Source organism: Flavobacteriales bacterium TMED191, assembly GCA_002171975.2.
Taxonomy (GTDB): domain Bacteria; phylum Bacteroidota; class Bacteroidia; order Flavobacteriales; family TMED113.
Genome location: NHIO02000016.1, coordinates 1 through 18706 on the forward strand (window position 1 = coordinate 1; position 18706 = coordinate 18706).

At 28.5% G+C, this 18706-nt stretch carries 14 protein-coding genes; 10 read left to right on the forward strand and 4 right to left on the reverse strand.

Going from position 1 to position 18706, the window contains the following annotated elements:
* Positions 1-175 precede the first annotated feature (175 nt).
* On the forward strand, positions 176-1126 hold the full coding sequence (locus CBD51_001030; GenBank protein RPG60409.1) for a hypothetical protein: 951 nt from the start codon (positions 176-178) through the stop codon (positions 1124-1126).
* A gap of 126 nt (positions 1127-1252) precedes the next feature.
* A complete protein-coding gene (locus CBD51_001035; GenBank protein ID RPG60410.1) occupies positions 1253-1672 on the forward strand; it encodes a hypothetical protein in 420 nt (139 codons plus the stop codon).
* 2 nt (positions 1673-1674) lie between these two features.
* Here the strand turns inward: CBD51_001035 and CBD51_001040 are convergent, their stop codons facing one another.
* Positions 1675-4566: a gliding motility-associated C-terminal domain-containing protein gene (locus CBD51_001040; GenBank protein RPG60411.1), complete on the reverse strand. Its 2892-nt coding sequence runs from the start codon at positions 4564-4566 to the stop codon at positions 1675-1677.
* A gap of 88 nt (positions 4567-4654) precedes the next feature.
* On the opposite strand from CBD51_001040, the gene CBD51_001045 reads away from it, so the two are divergent.
* Positions 4655-5683, forward strand: a complete 1029-nt coding sequence (locus CBD51_001045) for a quinone-dependent dihydroorotate dehydrogenase (GenBank protein RPG60422.1) — start codon at positions 4655-4657, stop codon at positions 5681-5683.
* Here the strand turns inward: CBD51_001045 and CBD51_001050 are convergent.
* From CBD51_001050 to folP, 3 genes are read right to left on the reverse strand one after another with little or no spacing between them, the layout of a single operon-like run.
* Positions 5672-7021, reverse strand: coding sequence for a hypothetical protein (locus CBD51_001050; GenBank protein RPG60412.1), 1350 nt, complete (start codon positions 7019-7021; stop codon positions 5672-5674). The two genes, CBD51_001045 and CBD51_001050, sit on opposite strands and share 12 nt — an antisense overlap.
* Positions 7000-7611 (reverse strand): hypothetical protein, encoded by a 612-nt coding sequence (locus tag CBD51_001055; GenBank protein ID RPG60413.1) that lies wholly within the window; start codon positions 7609-7611, stop codon positions 7000-7002. Before CBD51_001055 ends, CBD51_001050 begins: the two co-directional genes overlap by 22 nt.
* Complete coding sequence (folP, locus tag CBD51_001060) at positions 7595-8440, reverse strand: dihydropteroate synthase (protein RPG60414.1); 846 nt, start codon at positions 8438-8440, stop codon at positions 7595-7597. Before folP ends, CBD51_001055 begins: the two co-directional genes overlap by 17 nt.
* 57 nt (positions 8441-8497) lie before the next feature.
* Between folP and CBD51_001065 the strand changes: the two genes are divergently transcribed.
* The 7 genes from CBD51_001065 to CBD51_001095 form a co-directional block, all read left to right on the forward strand.
* A complete protein-coding gene (locus tag CBD51_001065) occupies positions 8498-9034 on the forward strand; it encodes a DUF1599 domain-containing protein (protein ID RPG60415.1) in 537 nt (178 codons plus the stop codon).
* Entirely contained in the window at positions 9031-10215 is a 1185-nt protein-coding gene (locus tag CBD51_001070; protein ID RPG60416.1) for a DoxX family protein, read from the forward strand. Before CBD51_001065 ends, CBD51_001070 begins: the two co-directional genes overlap by 4 nt.
* A gap of 6 nt (positions 10216-10221) precedes the next feature.
* On the forward strand, positions 10222-11274 hold the full coding sequence (locus CBD51_001075) for an ABC transporter permease (protein RPG60417.1): 1053 nt from the start codon (positions 10222-10224) through the stop codon (positions 11272-11274).
* Between the two features lie 10 nt (positions 11275-11284).
* Positions 11285-12043, forward strand: a complete 759-nt coding sequence (locus tag CBD51_001080) for a triose-phosphate isomerase (GenBank protein RPG60418.1) — start codon at positions 11285-11287, stop codon at positions 12041-12043.
* Positions 11982-12848, forward strand: coding sequence for a 50S ribosomal protein L11 methyltransferase (locus tag CBD51_001085; GenBank protein ID RPG60419.1), 867 nt, complete (start codon positions 11982-11984; stop codon positions 12846-12848). The genes CBD51_001080 and CBD51_001085 overlap by 62 nt, the downstream gene beginning before the upstream one ends.
* The gene (locus CBD51_001090) at positions 12827-15880 is read left to right on the forward strand and encodes a hypothetical protein (GenBank protein ID RPG60420.1); all 3054 of its coding nucleotides are present in this window, start codon (positions 12827-12829) and stop codon (positions 15878-15880) included. The genes CBD51_001085 and CBD51_001090 overlap by 22 nt, the downstream gene beginning before the upstream one ends.
* 23 nt (positions 15881-15903) lie before the next feature.
* On the forward strand, positions 15904-18706 hold a 2803-nt coding region (locus tag CBD51_001095; GenBank protein RPG60421.1), incomplete at its 3' end, for a BspA family leucine-rich repeat surface protein.

An 18706-nucleotide genomic window follows, 5' to 3' on the forward strand; every position in this document is an offset into this window, starting at 1 on the left:
ACAAAATTTATATGAAAAAATTATTTTTTTTATTACTCATATTGCCTGAATTAATACTCTCACAAAGTATAAGTATTTCTGCCTGACTACGGATCAGGAGGTTAAAGGTTCGAATCCTTTCAGGGTCACATATTATTAATTAAAATTAACTATCAATTAATTTTTTACATCATCTATGAGAAAAATAATATTCTTTTTGTCTTTATTTATTTCTTTTTTCTTTTATGGTCAAAGATCTTCGATTGGATTTTATTTTGGTTCTCCAATTGGTTATAATTTTGTTTATGACCACAATGCATTAGTTGGTGTTGAAAACACTCAAGGTTTATTAAATTTTAATTACAATGATGATATTTCTTTCTTCAACAATATTGGAGTTATGAGTGACGGTGATTTATCTAATTTTGAGTTTTTTAATGGCCAGGTTTTTGGATTAAAAATGAATATGGTTGTTACTGATAATAATAATGGTCAGGGTGTGTCAGTTCAAGCAGAGATTGAATATGAAGAATTAGATTTTAATCATATTGTATGTCAAAATGGTTCAGCATTTTTCAACACTAATCCTAATACAGGCTTAGATAATAATAATCAATATAAAATTGCTAATTATTTTTGGAGAGTAAACTATTTAAACTTTCCATTTGTAGTGAAAATTTATCCTACTAAAAATTCTTTTGTTCAAATAGGAGCTAAATTTGGTTATTTAGTTAAAGCAAAACAATCCACTACATTAGCTACATTTGATGTAGATAATTCATACATTGACTATGAACGACTTTTTTTTGATCAGGTTACTTATGATTTATTTGATTCTGATACCGGAGTTAATAATCACGGCTTTGATGTTAATGAGTGGCCTTTTGAATGGAATTTAGCAATTATTGGAGGTATAGGTTATGAAACTAAAAATGCATATTTTTCATTAAGATATAATTTAGGTGTTCTTGAATTTTTCAGAGAACTCACTAATAAGGATAATGATTTTTTTGAGATTTATAACACCGATTATACTCAAATTAATTATAATGATTTTAATGTTTCTTCACCAGTTTTAAATAATAATTTTAAGTTACAGTCTATTCATTTCACTATTGGGTATCATTTTTCTAGTAAACAAAAATAAAATTTTGTTTGAATTATTTTGTTTTTTTCCTACCTGCCAATAATTTTATATTAGTTATTACAATAAAATATTATTAATTTAGTTAAATAAGCATACATATTTATTAATTAAAAAAAATCAGATGATATGAAGAATTTATTATTAAGTATATTTTTAGGTTTAGCTATGTCATTTTCATTTGCACAAAGTAATAGTAAGGCAGATGTAAAAGAAAAAGCATATCTAAAGAAAAATACCGTAACGGCTGTAAATTTTTTGTCAAAGAATTTAAAATTAGATTCTAAACAAAAAGCAATTTTCATGAATGCATATTCTGAGTATGCTAATTCCATTGCAAAGGGTCAGAATAAAATGAAAACCAAGGGAGGTGACCGTCCATCAATGGAGTCAAAGAAGCAAATGCAAGAATATGTTTTAAGATTCACTGAAAAGAGAAATAAAACTATTATACCTTGTTTAAAGAAGAAGCAAGTCAAGGATTTTAATGAAATTCAAAAAAGAATTAACCCTATGACATTGGAAGTGCGTTCCGAGAGGAAGAAGTAATTTTATTTATCCATTATTTGATTAAATTCATCATCTTTAAAGTTTTCATTTGAGGATGATGAATTTGATATAAAAATATTAATTTGTCCGGTATGTTCCTCCCATTGTTGGTTTAATTGATTAAATAATTCAAGGACGTAAAAGTACACACCGTCATTCACTGTTTCATTTTCAAAAGTTTTCTTTCCATCCCACCAAGTAGTATTGATGCCATAATTTGTTGCGTCATATATGACAAGTCCCCATCTGTTATAAACTGTAAAATAACTTTTTGAGTAAATTTCAGGATTTAAATTTTTAATTATAAATAAGTCATTATTCCCATCTCCATTTGGTGTTAGTGTATTAGGAATTTCAATTGGGCATTCAAAACCAATTGTAATACTCGAAACTGTGTCACAAGCTGCATATGTGAATTCATATACACCAAAATTTGGCACTACTACCTCTGTCATTGTTGAATTTCCTGTTGAGAATGTTGCACCAGTCGTACCACCTGTTTGTGTCCATGGACCTCCACCACTAGGATCATCTGTATATGCAATTAATGTTGTATTTAATACACAATTTTGAAAACTAGGAGCTATTATGTATGGTTCAACAGGTAGAAAGTTTACTTCTGTAAATATAGTATTACCACATGCGGTAAAACCAATTTCATATGTTCCATAGTCACTTACATTTATTTGAGTTGTAGATGAATTAGGGTTGCTAAATGATGCAGTTGAATTATTTTGTGGGTTATTTTGAAACCATTGTATTCCGGTTGAACTTTCTGTTATTGCATTTAATTCAGTTGATAACTGACAATATATATCACTATCTGTATCAATTTGGGGCTCGATATTATTAAAATTAATTGTAACAGGCTCACTTTCTGTACCACATCCAAAATAGTAAAAATCATAGCTTCCATATTCATCTACTGTTACAGATGTGTTTAAGTTATTTTGATTGCTAAATGAAATATTTCCAGGTCCTTCTGCAACCCAGTAGCCAGGGTCACCAAGGACAACAGCTTCTAAATTAGTTGATAAATCACAGTTAATGTTTAAATTATTGTCAATTGGTAGTGTTATTTGTGGACTCGCTTCAACTGAATTTATGATAATACTATTGTTTACACCACATCCGTTATAAGTTAAAATATAAGTCCCATACTCATCAACTAATACAGAAGTGTTAAGTTCATTAGAGTTAGTAAAAGTTACAGATCCAGGACCTTCAGCACTCCAATATCCAGGATCACCATATATTTCTGCATACACATTAAATGTTTGCAGGCAATAAACTTCGTCAGGACCATTAAGTGTAGGTTCTTGTCCCTCCATGCTAATGGTGATATTTGTACTTGTTCCACAAGCATAATACGTAAAAATATATGTACCGTAACCTTCTACAGAGATAATTGGAGATAATGAGGTAATATTGTTAAAGTTTGCTATATAAGGTCCTTCATAATCCCAATATCCAGGATCACCATTGATAATAGTATTTAATTGAAAATCTTCTAAACAAAAATAAGTGTTGGAGGATGAAGTTATTGAAGGTTCTATACTTTGCATGCTAGTAGTAGATGAAAAATCTTCGCCACATATGGAATATGTAAATATATAATCTCCATATGCATTTACGTTAGCAAATGTATTATTAGAATTAGTATTATCAATTGTTACATTAAAGCTTGGTTCAACACTCCATTCTCCACTATTATCGCCTCCATCAATTATTAGAGGAATTTGTTCTAAGCAGTAAAGTGTATCTGGTATTTGTAAATCGATATTATTAGATACATTAATAGAAACCTGATCTGTTGAGGAAATACAATCATTGGATATTTCCCACTGGAATATATTTACTCCATTATTTAAATTAGTTACACCACTAAATGGGTCATTAGGGTTACTAAATATTCCTCCCCCGTTTACTACCGACCAATTTCCGATTTCATTGTTGCCAGTTGGTGTATTTCCATTAAGTATTGTATTTGTTGTACATATATTTTGATTTTGCCCTGCTTCTGATGTACTAACTAATGTTACATCAGCATCAGACGTAATATCTAATATATAGTCCCCCGGTGTAAAAGTATCCGAGTAAATATCTACAATAATATAATAGGTTCCTACAGTTAGATATGTGTCTATTGTAATTGTTGGGTCTAAAAAACCAAATGAACTTATTTGTTCAATTTCACCACTACAACAACCAACTGCGACTGTAAGCCAAGATTCACCTGGAAAATTTAAATTTTGGTCTTGTGTAAGAGAAATATTAAAATTTCCGTCACATGAAACTGTAAGCTCAATAATCTCATCATTAAAAGGGGCAAAGTTGCAGTTTTGTCCAGCGGGTATTACATCACTATCAATAGTTCCATTATCAGTTATAAAGTAATTAGGTAAGCATGGACCAGGTATGGTCCCACATGTTATAAATTCATCTAATTGTGTAAAACCAAGACAGTCTTCATTGATTCCAAGACTACATATTGTGCCACCCTCTGGATTACTGTCAACAATAATTCCAAAATCAATACAATCTATGCCAAATCCCCCGGGATCAAAATAATCAACCCCGTTATAGGTTGCTAACCACATTCCGTTACTAACAGTTACAGTTGCGACATTACCTGTAGTAGGTGCTGTAATTTCTGTTACAGTTGTTCCAACTATATTAATATCATTATTAAAGTATAAATCAAATCCATCTAATGAACCACCAGATCCAATGCATGCAGAGATGTCCATGTAATATGTTCCATCTCCATTATCAATAACATTACCAGCAGAAAGTGTAGGGGTTGTGTCACATCCAAATAACGGAAGATTAATTATAAATAATAATAATGTGCAGTGAAATATCAGTTTTCGACCTGAACTATTTTTAAACATGATATAAAAATAAAAAAATTATTACTTAACTTCTGTTTTTTAACACCTCAAATTTGTGCCTTTTTTTGTTTAACTTTGATACTATATGATTTATAAGCATATTATAAGAAGATTTTTATTTTTTTTTAGTCCGGAGTTTTCCCATAATATGGTGCTCTATTTATTAAAATGTCTTTTTGTTATTCCCGGAGTTTATTCTCTTTTTTGTTATTTGTATTGTATAAATAATCGTAGACTAGAGAGAAATATTTTTGGTTTAAATTTTAAAAATCCTGTTGGTCTAGCTGCTGGATTTGATAAAAATGCAGAAGTTTTCAATGAGTTTTCATCTTTTGGATTTGGTTTTATAGAAATTGGTACTGTTACTCCTCTTCCTCAATCTGGTAATGATAAGCCAAGATTGTTTAGGCTGCCCAATGACAATGCTTTAATTAATAGGATGGGATTTAATAATGATGGTATAGAATTAATAGTTAAAAGATTGAAAAAAAAATATACTGATGTTATAATTGGTGGAAATATTGGTAAAAATAAAATCACACCTAATGAAATTGCTCATCAGGATTATTTAACTTGTTTTAAGCAAATTGCTTTACATGTTGATTATGTAGTATTAAATATTAGTTCACCAAATACACCTGGTTTAAGACAATTACAAAATAAAAATTATTTAGAAAAATTACTGTCAGATATTCAAAAACTTAATCAAAAAGATTTTAGAAAGCCAATTTTAATTAAAATTTCTCCTGATTTAAATTATCCACAAATTGATGAAATCTTAGAGCTAATTGATCAGTTTAATATTTCTGGTATAATTGCGACCAACACTTCTTCAAAAAGAGAAATGTTAAAGAGCGAGTCTATATTTTTAGATAAAATTGGTAATGGTGGTTTAAGTGGTGCCCCATTAAAAAATAAATCTAAAAAAATCATATCATATATACATTCTAAAAGAGGTAAATCTTTACCAATCATTGCTGTTGGTGGTATTATGAACGGAATTGATGCTTTAGAGTTTTTAAATGCAGGAGCAAGTTTGGTTCAACTTTATACAGGTTTCATATACAATGGTCCATCAATTGTCAAAAATATAAATAAAGAGTTATTAAGAACCTAGTACTATGTCTTCATCTCCTTTTTGATAATCCAAGTAATTAATAATGAACTGAAGCATTTCATCAGATGTTTTCATACTTCCTTTTCCGTTAAAGTCTTTTCTTTCAGATACTTCTTTCGGAGGAGAAAATGGATTGTCTGGATTATTTACAGTATTATCAAATGTTGCTTCTACAACAATTTCAGAACCCGCAGGTATTTTCAGCATTTTCTTAAAAGTATAAAAATATTGCCATCTAAAATTCCAATTATCAATTTTAATCAGTGGAATAGTATCATTATTTAACGTAACAGCAAAAGCTAAAAAAGATTTTCCAAGTAAATGCATATGAGGATTAATTGTTAATAATGAAATATCTTGTGTAATTAGGGCTTTGGTTTTAAATTTTTTTATTTGATTTGGAGGTATTATTAGTGGAGGAGTAATTTTAGAAATGCCAAATGTTCCAAGTTGAGTTTCCTTTATTGCTCTTGTAGGTGGTGAAGAACTAAAATATATATTAAAGTATGAACTATCCTTTTGATTGTAAGTTGTTGGTGCATAATGAAAATCATTGACTAAGATGATATTTTTCTTTGTTGCTTTTAGAACCCCAATTCCTTCAGGATATTGAATAGATTCTGAACCCGGCAAATAATTAGCAACAGAGGGTGTTAGTATTGGGTATGTACCATTGTCATTTAATAAGTCAAGTTTTTGAAAAGCAATCGAATCAGAGTGTAATTCTGTATTCACTTTCCTTTTGCCTTTGAAGATGTTTTTTTTTTCATTCTCTTTATATGAAATTAAGTGAGCATTCATGTGGTGTACAACTTGTTTATTATCAGGAATAAATTCTATTCTTCTAATAAATGTGTCTTTTTTAAGATGAAGAGGGAACTTCATCATGAAAAATTCATCGTTATTAAGATTATTAGTTATGTGTGCTTTGTCCATTGTGACTACAAGGTCTGGAGAAGATTTTTTTTTATTAAAACTTAAAAAGACATCGTCTGTTTTAGCTCCTTCCTTGGCTCCATTTCTAATCCATTTGTTAATTATTTCTTTTTCTTTTTTGGAGAGGGTTATTTCGCCTGTGAAACTTCTATATTCTGAATCTGCTGGCCAAGGTGGCATATAATTTTTATTTATCACTTCACTAATCATATCACTGCGTTTTCTGAAGTCTTTATATGTAATTAAATCAAATGGTCCAGAGCCACTTGGGTTGTGACATATTGCACATTTTTGATGAACAATAGGTTTTACATTACTATGAAAATATATTTCTTTTTTTGTGCAACCGCTTAAAGTTAGGATCGTGAGAATATATTTTATTAATTTTTTTGAATGATACATCCGATTGCTTTAGTCTTATTAATAATAATTGATTTTTTTTCGAGAAAAAGAGTAATATTGTCATTTAAATAATGATTGTTAATAGTTTGACCCTTGCGTCCAATTTCTTTAATCCAATCATTTATTAGTCCGCTATATAAAATATTTAAATTACTATCAAGTAGAAAACATTCAGGTGTGACTTGTGCATCTAAGTAATTAGTGACAATTTGATTTGTGTCTATTATATTTGGAATATACAAGTGGTTTTTTTGATTAAAGTCTTTTATTTTTTTTAAGTTATATTCTTTTGATGGAAAGACATTGATAAAATCTATGTGTTCATTATATTTTTGAAATAAACTATTGATTTCTTTTGTATAGGATTGACAAAGAGGGCATTCAGGATCTAAAGTAAATATTACTTTCCCTTTTCCGTTATTATTAATTTCAATTTTGCTGCTATTAAAATTACTTAGTGATATTACTTTACTAGTAATTTTACGTGATACCGTTTGATGGTCTGTATTGCATGAAAAAAAAATTAAAAAAACAAAAATAATTAAAGTTCTTACGTACAATTTGGGAGGCATATTATTTAATTGTCTCATTTTGTTTTACTTTATTATAAATCTCAATAATTTCTTTAGCCTCTTTAATATCATGTACCCTTATTATGTCAGTGCCCTTCATTAATGCGATTGTGTTTAGACACGAAGTTCCATTAAGAGTGTCTTTTGTCATGATGTTTAAAAGTTTACTAATCATGGACTTTCTAGATATTCCAGTTAATACCGGATATCCAAATTGTTTTAATTTAGGTATCATATTTATCAATAAATAATTTTGTTCCATTGTTTTGCCAAAACCAAAACCTGGGTCTAAAATAATATTAGAAATTCCATATTGATTTAATTTTTTAATATAATTTTTAAAATAATAGATTATCTCATTATGAAAATTATCATATTGTATATTGTTCTGCATGATTGAAGGTTCTCCTTTTATATGCATAAGAACGTAAGGAGTATTAGTTTTTTTTATAATTTTTAACATTCTGTCTTCCTCCTTCTTTGTGTTAATATTGTTAATTAAATCAATACCAATTTCAATTGCTTCCTCTGCAATTTGATATCGATATGTATCAATAGATAGATATATTTGCGGAAATTTTTCTTTTATTTTTTTTAAAACTGGAATTAATCTTTTTCTTTCTTGTTCAACTGAGATTTCATTTGCCCCAGGTCTAGAGGATACGGCTCCTATGTCAATTATGTTAACTCCTTCATGAACCATTTTTTTAATATGTTTAATACTCTTTTGGATGTCGATATATTTTCCTCCGTCATAAAATGAGTCGGGAGTTAAATTAAGAATACCCATGATTAATGGTTTATTTTTTTTGTGTATTAAATTTGTATAAAAACTCGCCTTTGGCATGTTAAGATTGATTAATTATTTTAATTTTGAATATAATTAAATGTCAACAATTTTATAATGAATACAGAAGATAGTTTTGATTTAATAATTAACAATTGCCGTAAATTATTTAATAAAAAAATGTTAGATTATGGAAGTGCTTGGCGAATTTTAAGACTCAGCTCTCTAACAGACCAAATTTTTATAAAAGCCCAAAGGATAAGGAGTATTGAGGAAAAAGGTAAGCAACAAGTAAATGATTCTGTTGAAGGTGAGTTTCAAGGAATAATTAACTATTCTATTATTGCATTAATTCAAATTGATAAGGGATTAGCTGACAATGCTGATTTAAATTTAGATCAGGCTTCAGAACTTTATCATAATTATGTTTCTAAAGCAAAAACTTTAATGTTAGCTAAGAACCACGATTATGATGAGGCTTGGAGAGATATGAGAGTAAGTTCTTTTACTGATTTAATTTTGCAAAAATTATTACGTGTCAAGCAAATCGAAGACAATCAAGGTGAAACGATTGTTTCAGAGGGTATAGATGCTAATTATTTTGATATGATCAATTATTCTATTTTTGCATTAATAAAATTAACTAAATCATGAAATTATTAATCTCTTTATTTATTGTCCAGTGCACTACGATTCTATTAAGTTTATTTAATCTTGTTTCTAGAAAAACCATGATTAATGTACTTCGTTTTTCTTATGGTTTTTTTTTAATTTTTTCTGGTTTTGTTAAAATTTTAGATCCACTAGGATTCTCATATAAATTACAGGAATATTTTGAGGTTTTTGGTTTAGAATGGATGAATGAGTTGACTTTATTTATGTCTATTTTCATCTGTGCTCTTGAAATTGCCTTAGGAGTTTTTTTAATTTATGGATTATTTGTAAAACTTGTACTTCAAGTTAATTTATTGTTAATGATTAGTTTTACTTTTCTTACATTTTATTCTGCATATTTTAATGTTGTAACTGATTGTGGATGCTTTGGTGATTTTATGAAATTAGAACCATGGTTCTCTTTTCAAAAAGATATCATTTTTTTAATCGTATCATGTTTTCTTTTGTTTTTTTATAAAACCATTTATCCTATTTCAAATACTAATTTTTTATATCGTTCTTTGATAGTTGTTTTTTTTGTGATATTTTTTGTCCCTATTTATGGCCTATCACACTTACCTATAGTTGATTTTAGGGCTTATAGCGTAGGTTCAAATATTCTTGAAGGCCTAATGCTTCCTGAAGATGCGCAAAAAGATGAGTACGAAGATATATGGTATTATGAAATAGATGGTGTCGTAAAAACTTTTTCTACATCTGAAAACCCTTGGAAAATAGATGGCGCAAAGTTTGTTGATAGAGAGACTAAATTAGTTAAAAAGGGTGATGAACCTCTTATAAAGGATTTTGATATCATTAGTGATGAAACGAAATTAGATTTAACTGATAGTATATTATCATTAGATAAAGTATTATTATTTATTTCTTATGATATTGAAAAAACAAACGTAAAAGCACATACAAAAATAAATAATAATACTTTAGATTTATTGGAGAGTGTAGGAGTTCCAGTTTTTGGTTTATCATCTTCATCGATAAGTGACGTTAAGAAAGTGCTTTCAAAAAAGACTTTAGATTTTTTATATTTATCAGTTGATCAAACAACTCTAAAGACTATAATTCGTTCAAATCCGGGTTTAATAATGTTAGAAAATGGAGTAGTTACTAATAAATGGCACTGGCGTGATATACCAGAAGATTGGTCTATTTATGTTAAATAAAAAACATTGATTAGTTTCATTTTTCATAAATTATTATATGCACTATTAGTTTTACTTGGTGTCATTACTATTATTTTTTTTCTTTTTAATATTATGCCTGCAGATCCAGCTAAAATGATGCTTGGTGATAGAGATGATCAAAAACAAATTGATTTAATCAATGCAAAGTATTATTTTGATCAGCCATTATATTTACAATACTTTTATTATTTAAATGACCTTTCTCCAATATCTGTTCATTTAGATAGTCCTGAATATAAAAAACAAATAAAATTATTTTCTAGTGATAATATCTACATAATTTTAAAGTATCCATACCTACGTAACTCATTTTATCAAAAAGATAAATCAATTAGTTTTTTAATACTAAATACATTACCTAACACATTGGTTTTGTCATTTACATCAATTTTAATTGCTTTATTCTTAGCTATTCCTTTAGGTATTATTTCTGCATATTTTAAGGACAGTTTGTTGGATAGATTAATCTCATTTTTCAGTATTTTAGGTATGTCAATGCCGTCTTTTTTAGCTGCAATTTTAATGTCATATTTTTTTGCATTTAAGTTAGGATATTTAACTGGTTTAAATATAACAGGAAGTTTATACGTTTTAGATGATTTTGGTGATGATGAAATTTTAATTTTAAAGAATTTATTATTGCCTGCTATAACATTAGGAATAAGACCTTTAGCTGTGATTGTAAATTTGACAAGAAATGCATTAATAGATGAGCTTTCTTCCGATTACATTCTCTTAGCTTTATCTAAAGGTTATAGTATGCTTTACGTTATTGTATTTCACGCTTTACGGAATTCAATGTCCTCTGTTGTTACTGCAAGTTCTGGTTGGTTTGCTGGGATGCTTTCTGGTGCAGTTTTTATTGAATATATTTTCGGATGGAATGGTTTAGGAAAGTTGTTAGTTGATGCTTTAATTAACGTTGACTTTCCTTTAGTAATGGGTGTTATTCTAATTATTGCTAGTTGTTTTATTATTATTAACATTTTAGTAGATTTAATTTATCTTTGGTTAGATCCAAGAGTTGTTATTAATTAATTTAAAGTGTATGGTGTTTATTGTAGCTAATTGGAAAATGAATAAAAGTCAAGCTCAAGCTGTTGAGTATATACATATACTTAATAAGTTTAGTGATCTCAAAAAACACATTAATGTTTTAATTTCTCCACCCTCAATTCATTTGCCAGTTATTTCTTCTATTAGTGATTTTCCATTAGTTGCACAAAATGTCTCACATTTAGAGAATGGAGCTTTAACCGGAGAAATTTCTGCTCAAATGTTATCTAAATATGTAAAACATGTTATAGTTGGTCATTCCGAAAGGAGACAGTTTTTTTTAGAAAACAACTTTTTTATCAAAGAAAAAATACAAATGTGTTTCAAGTACAAGTTGTCACCTATTTTTTGTTTCGGTGAAAACAAGAATGCCAGAAATAAGGGTAATTATTTAGATTTTATCAAATCACAGATACAAGAGGTTTTATTTGATTTTGATGTTGCAAAAATATCTAGTTTGATATTGGCTTATGAGCCAATCTGGGCTATTGGTACTGGCAATACTGCAACTGCTCTTCAGATTGAAGAGGTTCATACTTATGTGCGAAATTTATTGATTTTAAAATTTGGGGAATCTATTGGATTTAGGATTCCGATTCTTTATGGTGGAAGTTGTAATTCAGATAATGCTGTTGAAATATTGTCAAATGATCATGTTGACGGATTACTTGTTGGAGGTGCCTCTTTAGATGCTTCTAATTTTATTAATATTATTAAAATTGCTAATGAATTTTCTTCAAATCGTTTTTGATGTTGATTTGTTTTCAAAACAGCAAGAAGACCTTCTTGTTGCTCACTTACTTAACTATGGTTTTGATAGTTTTGAACATAATAAAAAAACTCTCTATGCTTATATTCTAGATTCGGGATTTAATAGGGTTTCATTAGAATGTTATCTAGCACAATATTTAGACGTTAGTATTTTAAAAGTTATTCAATTAGAAGATCAAAATTGGAATGAAATTTGGGAGTCTTCATTTGAGCCAGTTTTTGTAAATAACAATTGTGTTGTTAGAGCTCCTTTTCATGATTTAGATACTAAAGATAAAATTGATATTATTATTAATCCAAAAATGTCATTTGGTACAGGACATCATGAAACAACTATATTGATGATGAAATCGTTATTTAAAATTAATTTGCATACAAAATCTGTTTTAGACATCGGATCTGGAACTGGTATTTTATCAATCTTAGCAAGTAAATTAGGTGCTCAATCTATTTGTGCTATTGACATCGATTTTAATTCATATGTTAATAGTAAAGAAAATATTTTATTAAATAACTGTATTAATATTTCGATATATAAAACTAGTATTATGGATTTTAATCATAATTTTTTTTTTAATGTCATTCTTGCGAATATTAATAGAAATGTACTTTTAAGTGAATTGCATTATTATATTGAACGTTTGTTGGAAAATGGTATATTGATCTTAAGTGGCTTTTTAGTGTCAGATTTTTTACTTGTAAATAAAAAAGCTACTGGATTAGGTCTAACATTTCAAAATAGATATGAAGAAAATAATTGGCAATGTGTAGTGTATATAAAATAATAGTTTTTTTAGTTTTTTTATTTGGATTTTCTTACGCTCAAAATCAGTTTGTTGAATTTGATATATATGATGATCTAAGTTTAATGTCTAAAAATTCTACAAATAATGCAAGAAAACATTACCGTCAGTTTAAAAGACTTATTGCTTCTTCATCTTTAACAGATTTGCAAGTACAAAATATTAATCATGTTCTTAGTCAATTTAAGAGTCGAAATATGCGTTTTAATGATGGATATGTTCCTTTTTTTCAATTAGTAATCAATTTTAGTGATCAGGATTTGCCACCTAAATTTTTAAGTCATTGTTTGCAATTTTTATCATTTAGCAAGGAAATGTATACTAATCTTGATTTTAAAATATTTTTAAATAGAACTAATTTATTTCTTTCTAAAGACATTTTGCATCAAAGCAGCTATTTAACTTGGTCGTATGATGGAGATTTTCATTTTACATTTAAAGACGATAAGCATCCTGTTTTCTTTATATCTAATTCGAATATTTTTTTAAGTAATTCGAAAAACAAAAATACTCTTAATGATGTTAATGGCTATTTTGATATACTATCTAATACTTTTATAGCTAATAGTGCAAAGGTTAAATTTGATAATAATCATCTGTCTATTGATTTTAATTTAGAGCATTTTGAGATCAATCTAAATAAAAAGTTTTTTAGTGCTGATAGTGTTTATATGTCTTCAGCTAAATCATTTTATGGTCATTGTTATGGTTCTTATAAGAATCAATTAGCTGCTGAAAATAAAGCTCATTCTTTTGTGTCTTATGATCAAAATAATTTATTTGAAGTTTTTGAAGGTATGAATTTTTCAAGCGGTGTAAGTTTAAAAGGTGATGTGATTTATTTTACTAGTTTTTATAATAATCCAGCTAGTTTTTTCTTTGAAGATGATAACTCAAGTTATAATTTTTTTGCTTCATCTTTTAAGTTGGAGGAGGAGCGTGTTGAAGCATCTAATGTTGAGTTTCTGATTAAAAATAATTTTGGTAGTTTGTCACACCCACACGTAGATATGGTTTATAATGATCAGCTTAAAAAACTTTTAATTGAAAGAGGGGATGGATTAAGAGGTCTTAATCCAATTAGAAATAAATTTCATGGACTTAATATTTATGCTGATAAATTAGATTTTGATTTAACATCTGATAATTGTTTGTTTTTTCATAAATCTATTGGTCGAGATTTAAAGGTTTTGACAGAGTCAGATCATTATTTTGATATATCAAGATATCGTGATTTTGTAGCAAACGATGTGAATATATTATCAGTCTTATTGGATTTTGTTAAAAATAAAGATGTAAATAATTATTATGATTTAATTGACTTCAGTGCATTTGCTAATTTGGATCTAGAAGCAGCGATGAGTCATATACTTAATTTAGAGATTTTTGGTATTGTTGATTTTAGAATTTTTACAAACACTTTTAAAGTGAATTCCTGGGCTTTGAATTTTGATGACGCTGGTTTAAAAGATTATGATTATTTAAAATTTGAATCTTTATCAACTGTTTCTGATACTATTGCTAATTTAGATTTGATTAACAATGAAATGGATTTGTACCTTTTAGACAAGGTTAGTATAACAAGTAGATTCGACTTCCAACTAGATATTGAGCAAAATAAAATTAAGTTTTTTGATGATAAAAGTTTTTATATGGACGGAAATATCAAAATTGGTAACTTTATTTTCTCAGGAAAAAATATTGCTTTTGATTATCATAATTTTAATTTTGATTTTGATATTAATTCGGTTCTTTCTTTTATTGATAATCGAACATTTCAATTATCATCATCTTTTATTTATTTTGATGACGCACAACTATTTGTTGATAGTTGTAATAATAAGTCTGGTTTGGATAAATTAAATTCATTCCCAAGATTTCAAGTTTTAGATAAAAGTTATTTTGCGTATACTGATAAGGCAAGTAGTTTTATCGTTGATCCTTTTGAACTAAAATATATTTATGATATTTCATTGTCAAATTTAAGTTTTCCCGGTAATATGTATATCTCCAGTGATACGATTAATTTTAGAAGTGTTTTAAGTTTTGATGATAATTTAAATCTTGCTACACAAATTAATAGTATTGATTCTGCATATATTTTTGATAATAGACTATTATTTAGTGGTGATTTATATTTAAATAAAAGTGGTTTAACAGCAAACGGGTTTTTTAAATCCGATGAATTGATATTTCAAACCGATAAGATTGAAATTAATTCAAACCAAATTTTTGGTAATGTCAATTATATTCGTAATGGTGAATCTCTTGATTCAATATCATTCAGTACTAATGATATTCTCTTGAGCTATTTCCCTAATCAAAAAAAATTTTTAGTTAAATCTCCGATCAATACAATAAATTTATATTCTAATATGAGATTGAAAGGTGATATATATTTTGATGGTCATAATATGAACGGAAGTGGAAAATTATTTAACTCAAATTATTTATTTAATTCGTCTCATCATTTTTTTTCTAATAATAGTGTTATGTCTGCAGATACTTATTGTCAGTTTTTTAATCTTGATAGCACTATTATATTAGAAACATCCTCCGTATCTATTGAAAACAATCTCAATACTGATAGTATTTTCATTTTTTCCTCTATTTCTAATTTTGAGATGCCCTCAATACAGCATACTTTATATTTTGATTTACTTATTATAGATATGTTTCAAAAATCAATGTCATTTAGTAATAATAATCCTTACAAAGAAGGAAGTCTTATTGCACACCATTATAGAAAAAAAGGATTGATTTATAATTCGCTTGAGGCTTCTTATGATTGGAATGATAATCAATTTTGTGTCCAGTCAGTTTTTCCTATAAAAGCGAAAAAGTTTTTAATTCAACCAGATAATAATTCATTTTGTTTTAGTTCTGATGGTGAATTACCTACATTTAAAAATGCTACTATTATTAAAAATAGGAAATTATTTAAGGACAAATTAATAAATCATGTTGATGCTACAATAAATTCCTCTTTAAAATTGACTTGGATAAAAGACTAATTAATTTTAGCTTCTCGTTCAAAATGTGTATTTTTAAATCTTATGTATTTTTTAATTACAGCACTATCCAATATGCTTGCTTTATGAAGAGAACAAATTTTTTATTTTTTTTATTTTTCAGTTTATCAATAATTTATGCACAACAAAATGCATTAATACTTACAGGTATTTCAAGGCCTAATGCCAATCTTCCTACTGGCACATCTGGAAACCAAGCAAGATCCATTGAATTGTATGCTAATCAAGATATAGCGGACTTAAGTGTTTACGGGTGTGCAACCAGCAACACAATTTCTGCTGGTCAAAGTAGTAATGGTGCCAGGAGATTACCTGCTATCTCTGTAAATGAAGGTGATTTTATATATATTACCAGAAATGCAGCAAATTTTGAAACTTTACATGGTTTTTCTCCTGATGTTCAATTAGATGGATTTAATTTTAATGGAGGTACTTCAGATGGTTTTTATTGTGTTATTGAATTGTTGTATTCTCCAGAGTGGAATGATGATGATCCAGTTCAGCCAGAGACAATAGATTTTTGGGCAAGCAATTCTGCTGAAACAATTATTAATGGTGGATGGGCAAAAAGATTAAGTTGTTTTGGGCCTAGTTTAGGAGTTAATCCTTGGGTGTTTCAAGATCCAGTATTTGATTTTAATAGTCAACTGTTGTTGTATCCTAATTTTAATATTTTAGAATGGACTTACTCCTCAAACAACTCTAGTCCAATAGAGTTTGGTACTTATTCCAATGATTGTCCAGGCTGTCTTGATTTAACTGCTTTAAATTTTTGTAATAATTGCAATCAAGATGATGGTTCTTGCGAATATGCTGGTTGTACAGATAATGGAATTACTGTTGATTTAGATGGTGATGGTTTGCCTGCAATAAATTTTGATATTAATGCTGACTATGACGATGGTTCATGTATAGCAATGATTTTGGGATGTTTAGATAGTCAAGCTTGTAATTATAATCCTTTAGCAAATACAATTGCAACTTGTAATTATCCTCTTGAATATTACGACTGTGATAATAATTGTATAAATGATGTTGATTTAAATGGTATTTGTGATGAAGTACAATCATTAACGACTTGTAACACATCCGTCAATATTTATTCATCAAATGAGTGTGGTCAATGGCAACTATGGATTGATTTTAATTCTTCAGATGCATCTGATTTTGAGAATTTATCAATTTCTATTTTTGAAGACGATAATATAGTTGTTTTAAATGAATTAGATATTACTACAAATTCAATTAATGACATAGTTTACTCTGTTGAAGCAGGAAGTAATTATGATGTAATTATTCTCTCCAATAATTGTGAGTTTAATTTTAATAATATTTTAGTTCCTACAGACGTAGATGTGTTAGTTCCTGCAGAAACTTTATTAATTACTAACGCAACTTGTCCTAATGGTTTTGGTGAATTAAGTGGCTCTGTTGATGGTCCTACAGGTGTTTATGAAGTTTGGATTGATGGTGATTTTGTCTCTGAAATTAGTGTTGGTATAAATGATTTAGAATTTAATACTCTTGATGGTGGTACTTCTTTAGTGCCAGACTGTGAAGGCAATGATATATTTCTTAGTGATAACAGTAGTGTTGTGTTATCCGGATTTAATGGTTTGCAGGATGGAGATTGGATTGGTGCTTTTTACAATAATCCAACTTGTGGCTACTCTTTAATTGGCAACTTAGAATTCTTTAGTAATGATGTCAATAATCTAGGATATCTTCAGTTGGCAATTTTTGGTGATGATCCAACATCAGATTATATTGATGGTCCTCAAAATGGAGAAGAAATTATTTGGTTAGTTGAATCCAATGGAGATGTTTTTGAGGCGGATGTTAACTGGATTAGTAATGATTTATTTTCTCCTTGTTCAATTTATCCTGGGACTAATGGCTTTTGTCAAGGTGAAATTTCTTTAGGTCCTTATTTTCTAGAAGAATTTAGTACAGATAGTCTGTCTGTTGGTGAACATTATATTGAAATTTTTGATACCGGATCATGTCAGGTTTTTCCTAATTCCAACAATCCTATAAATATTTTTGAAGTTGCAGATGTTTCAACATCATTTGATGATATTAATTTAAGCGTGACAAGTAATTTATGCGTTAGCGATAGTGATGGTGCAGTTATTTTAAATAATCTAAACCCTAATTCTAATTATAATCTTGTAGTTATTCCACCTTCTGGTGACATTCAGGAAAATAGTATTACTAGTCTTCCAACTGGAAGTTATACTCTTTTTGTTTTTGATCAGACTTGTGGTGGAAATACAAATTTAACTTTTGAAATTGGAGCAGAATATGAAGTTGGGTGCACTAATCCAGAGGCATGTAATTATGACTCGGAGGCTTGTTCTGATGACAACTCATGTCTTCTTCCTCCTTTAGAACCTGCACTCGAGAATTGTTGGGATGATTATCAGTTTGTTTCATTATCTTGTTCTTGGATTAATATTGGTTTTCAAGACACAGAACCAACTGTTGAGTGTTATGAGACTGCAACGTTTAATTCAGCAACATGTTCATGGGAAATTAGTGGTGTACAGGACGTAGAACCAATAGTGGAGTGTTATGAATCTGCGACGTTTAATTCAGCAACATGTTCATGGGAGGTTAGTGGCGTACAGGATGTAGAACCAATAGTAGAGTGTTATGAATCCGCGACGTTTAACTCAGCAACATGTTCATGGGAGGTTAGTGGCGTACAGGATGTAGAACCAATAGTAGAGTGTTATGAGACTACAACGTTTAATTTAGCAACATGTTCATGGGAGGTTAGTGGTGTACAAGACCAAGAACCAATAT

Bases quoted from the DNA above. Each gene is read 5' to 3' on its own strand.
- CBD51_001030 (RPG60409.1), top strand. From the start codon at position 176: ATGAGAAAAATAATATTCTTTTTGTCTTTATTTATTTCTTTTTTCTTT.
- CBD51_001035 (RPG60410.1), top strand. From the start codon at position 1,253: ATGAAGAATTTATTATTAAGTATATTTTTAGGTTTAGCTATGTCATTT.
- CBD51_001040 (RPG60411.1), bottom strand. From the start codon at position 4,566: ATGTTTAAAAATAGTTCAGGTCGAAAACTGATATTTCACTGCACATTA.
- CBD51_001050 (RPG60412.1), bottom strand. From the start codon at position 7,021: ATGTATCATTCAAAAAAATTAATAAAATATATTCTCACGATCCTAACT.
- CBD51_001055 (RPG60413.1), bottom strand. From the start codon at position 7,611: ATGAGACAATTAAATAATATGCCTCCCAAATTGTACGTAAGAACTTTA.
- folP (RPG60414.1), bottom strand. From the start codon at position 8,440: ATGCCAAAGGCGAGTTTTTATACAAATTTAATACACAAAAAAAATAAA.
- CBD51_001065 (RPG60415.1), top strand. From the start codon at position 8,498: ATGAATACAGAAGATAGTTTTGATTTAATAATTAACAATTGCCGTAAA.
- CBD51_001070 (RPG60416.1), top strand. From the start codon at position 9,031: ATGAAATTATTAATCTCTTTATTTATTGTCCAGTGCACTACGATTCTA.
- CBD51_001080 (RPG60418.1), top strand. From the start codon at position 11,285: ATGGTGTTTATTGTAGCTAATTGGAAAATGAATAAAAGTCAAGCTCAA.
- CBD51_001085 (RPG60419.1), top strand. From the start codon at position 11,982: ATGCTTCTAATTTTATTAATATTATTAAAATTGCTAATGAATTTTCTT.
- CBD51_001090 (RPG60420.1), top strand. From the start codon at position 12,827: ATGTGTAGTGTATATAAAATAATAGTTTTTTTAGTTTTTTTATTTGGA.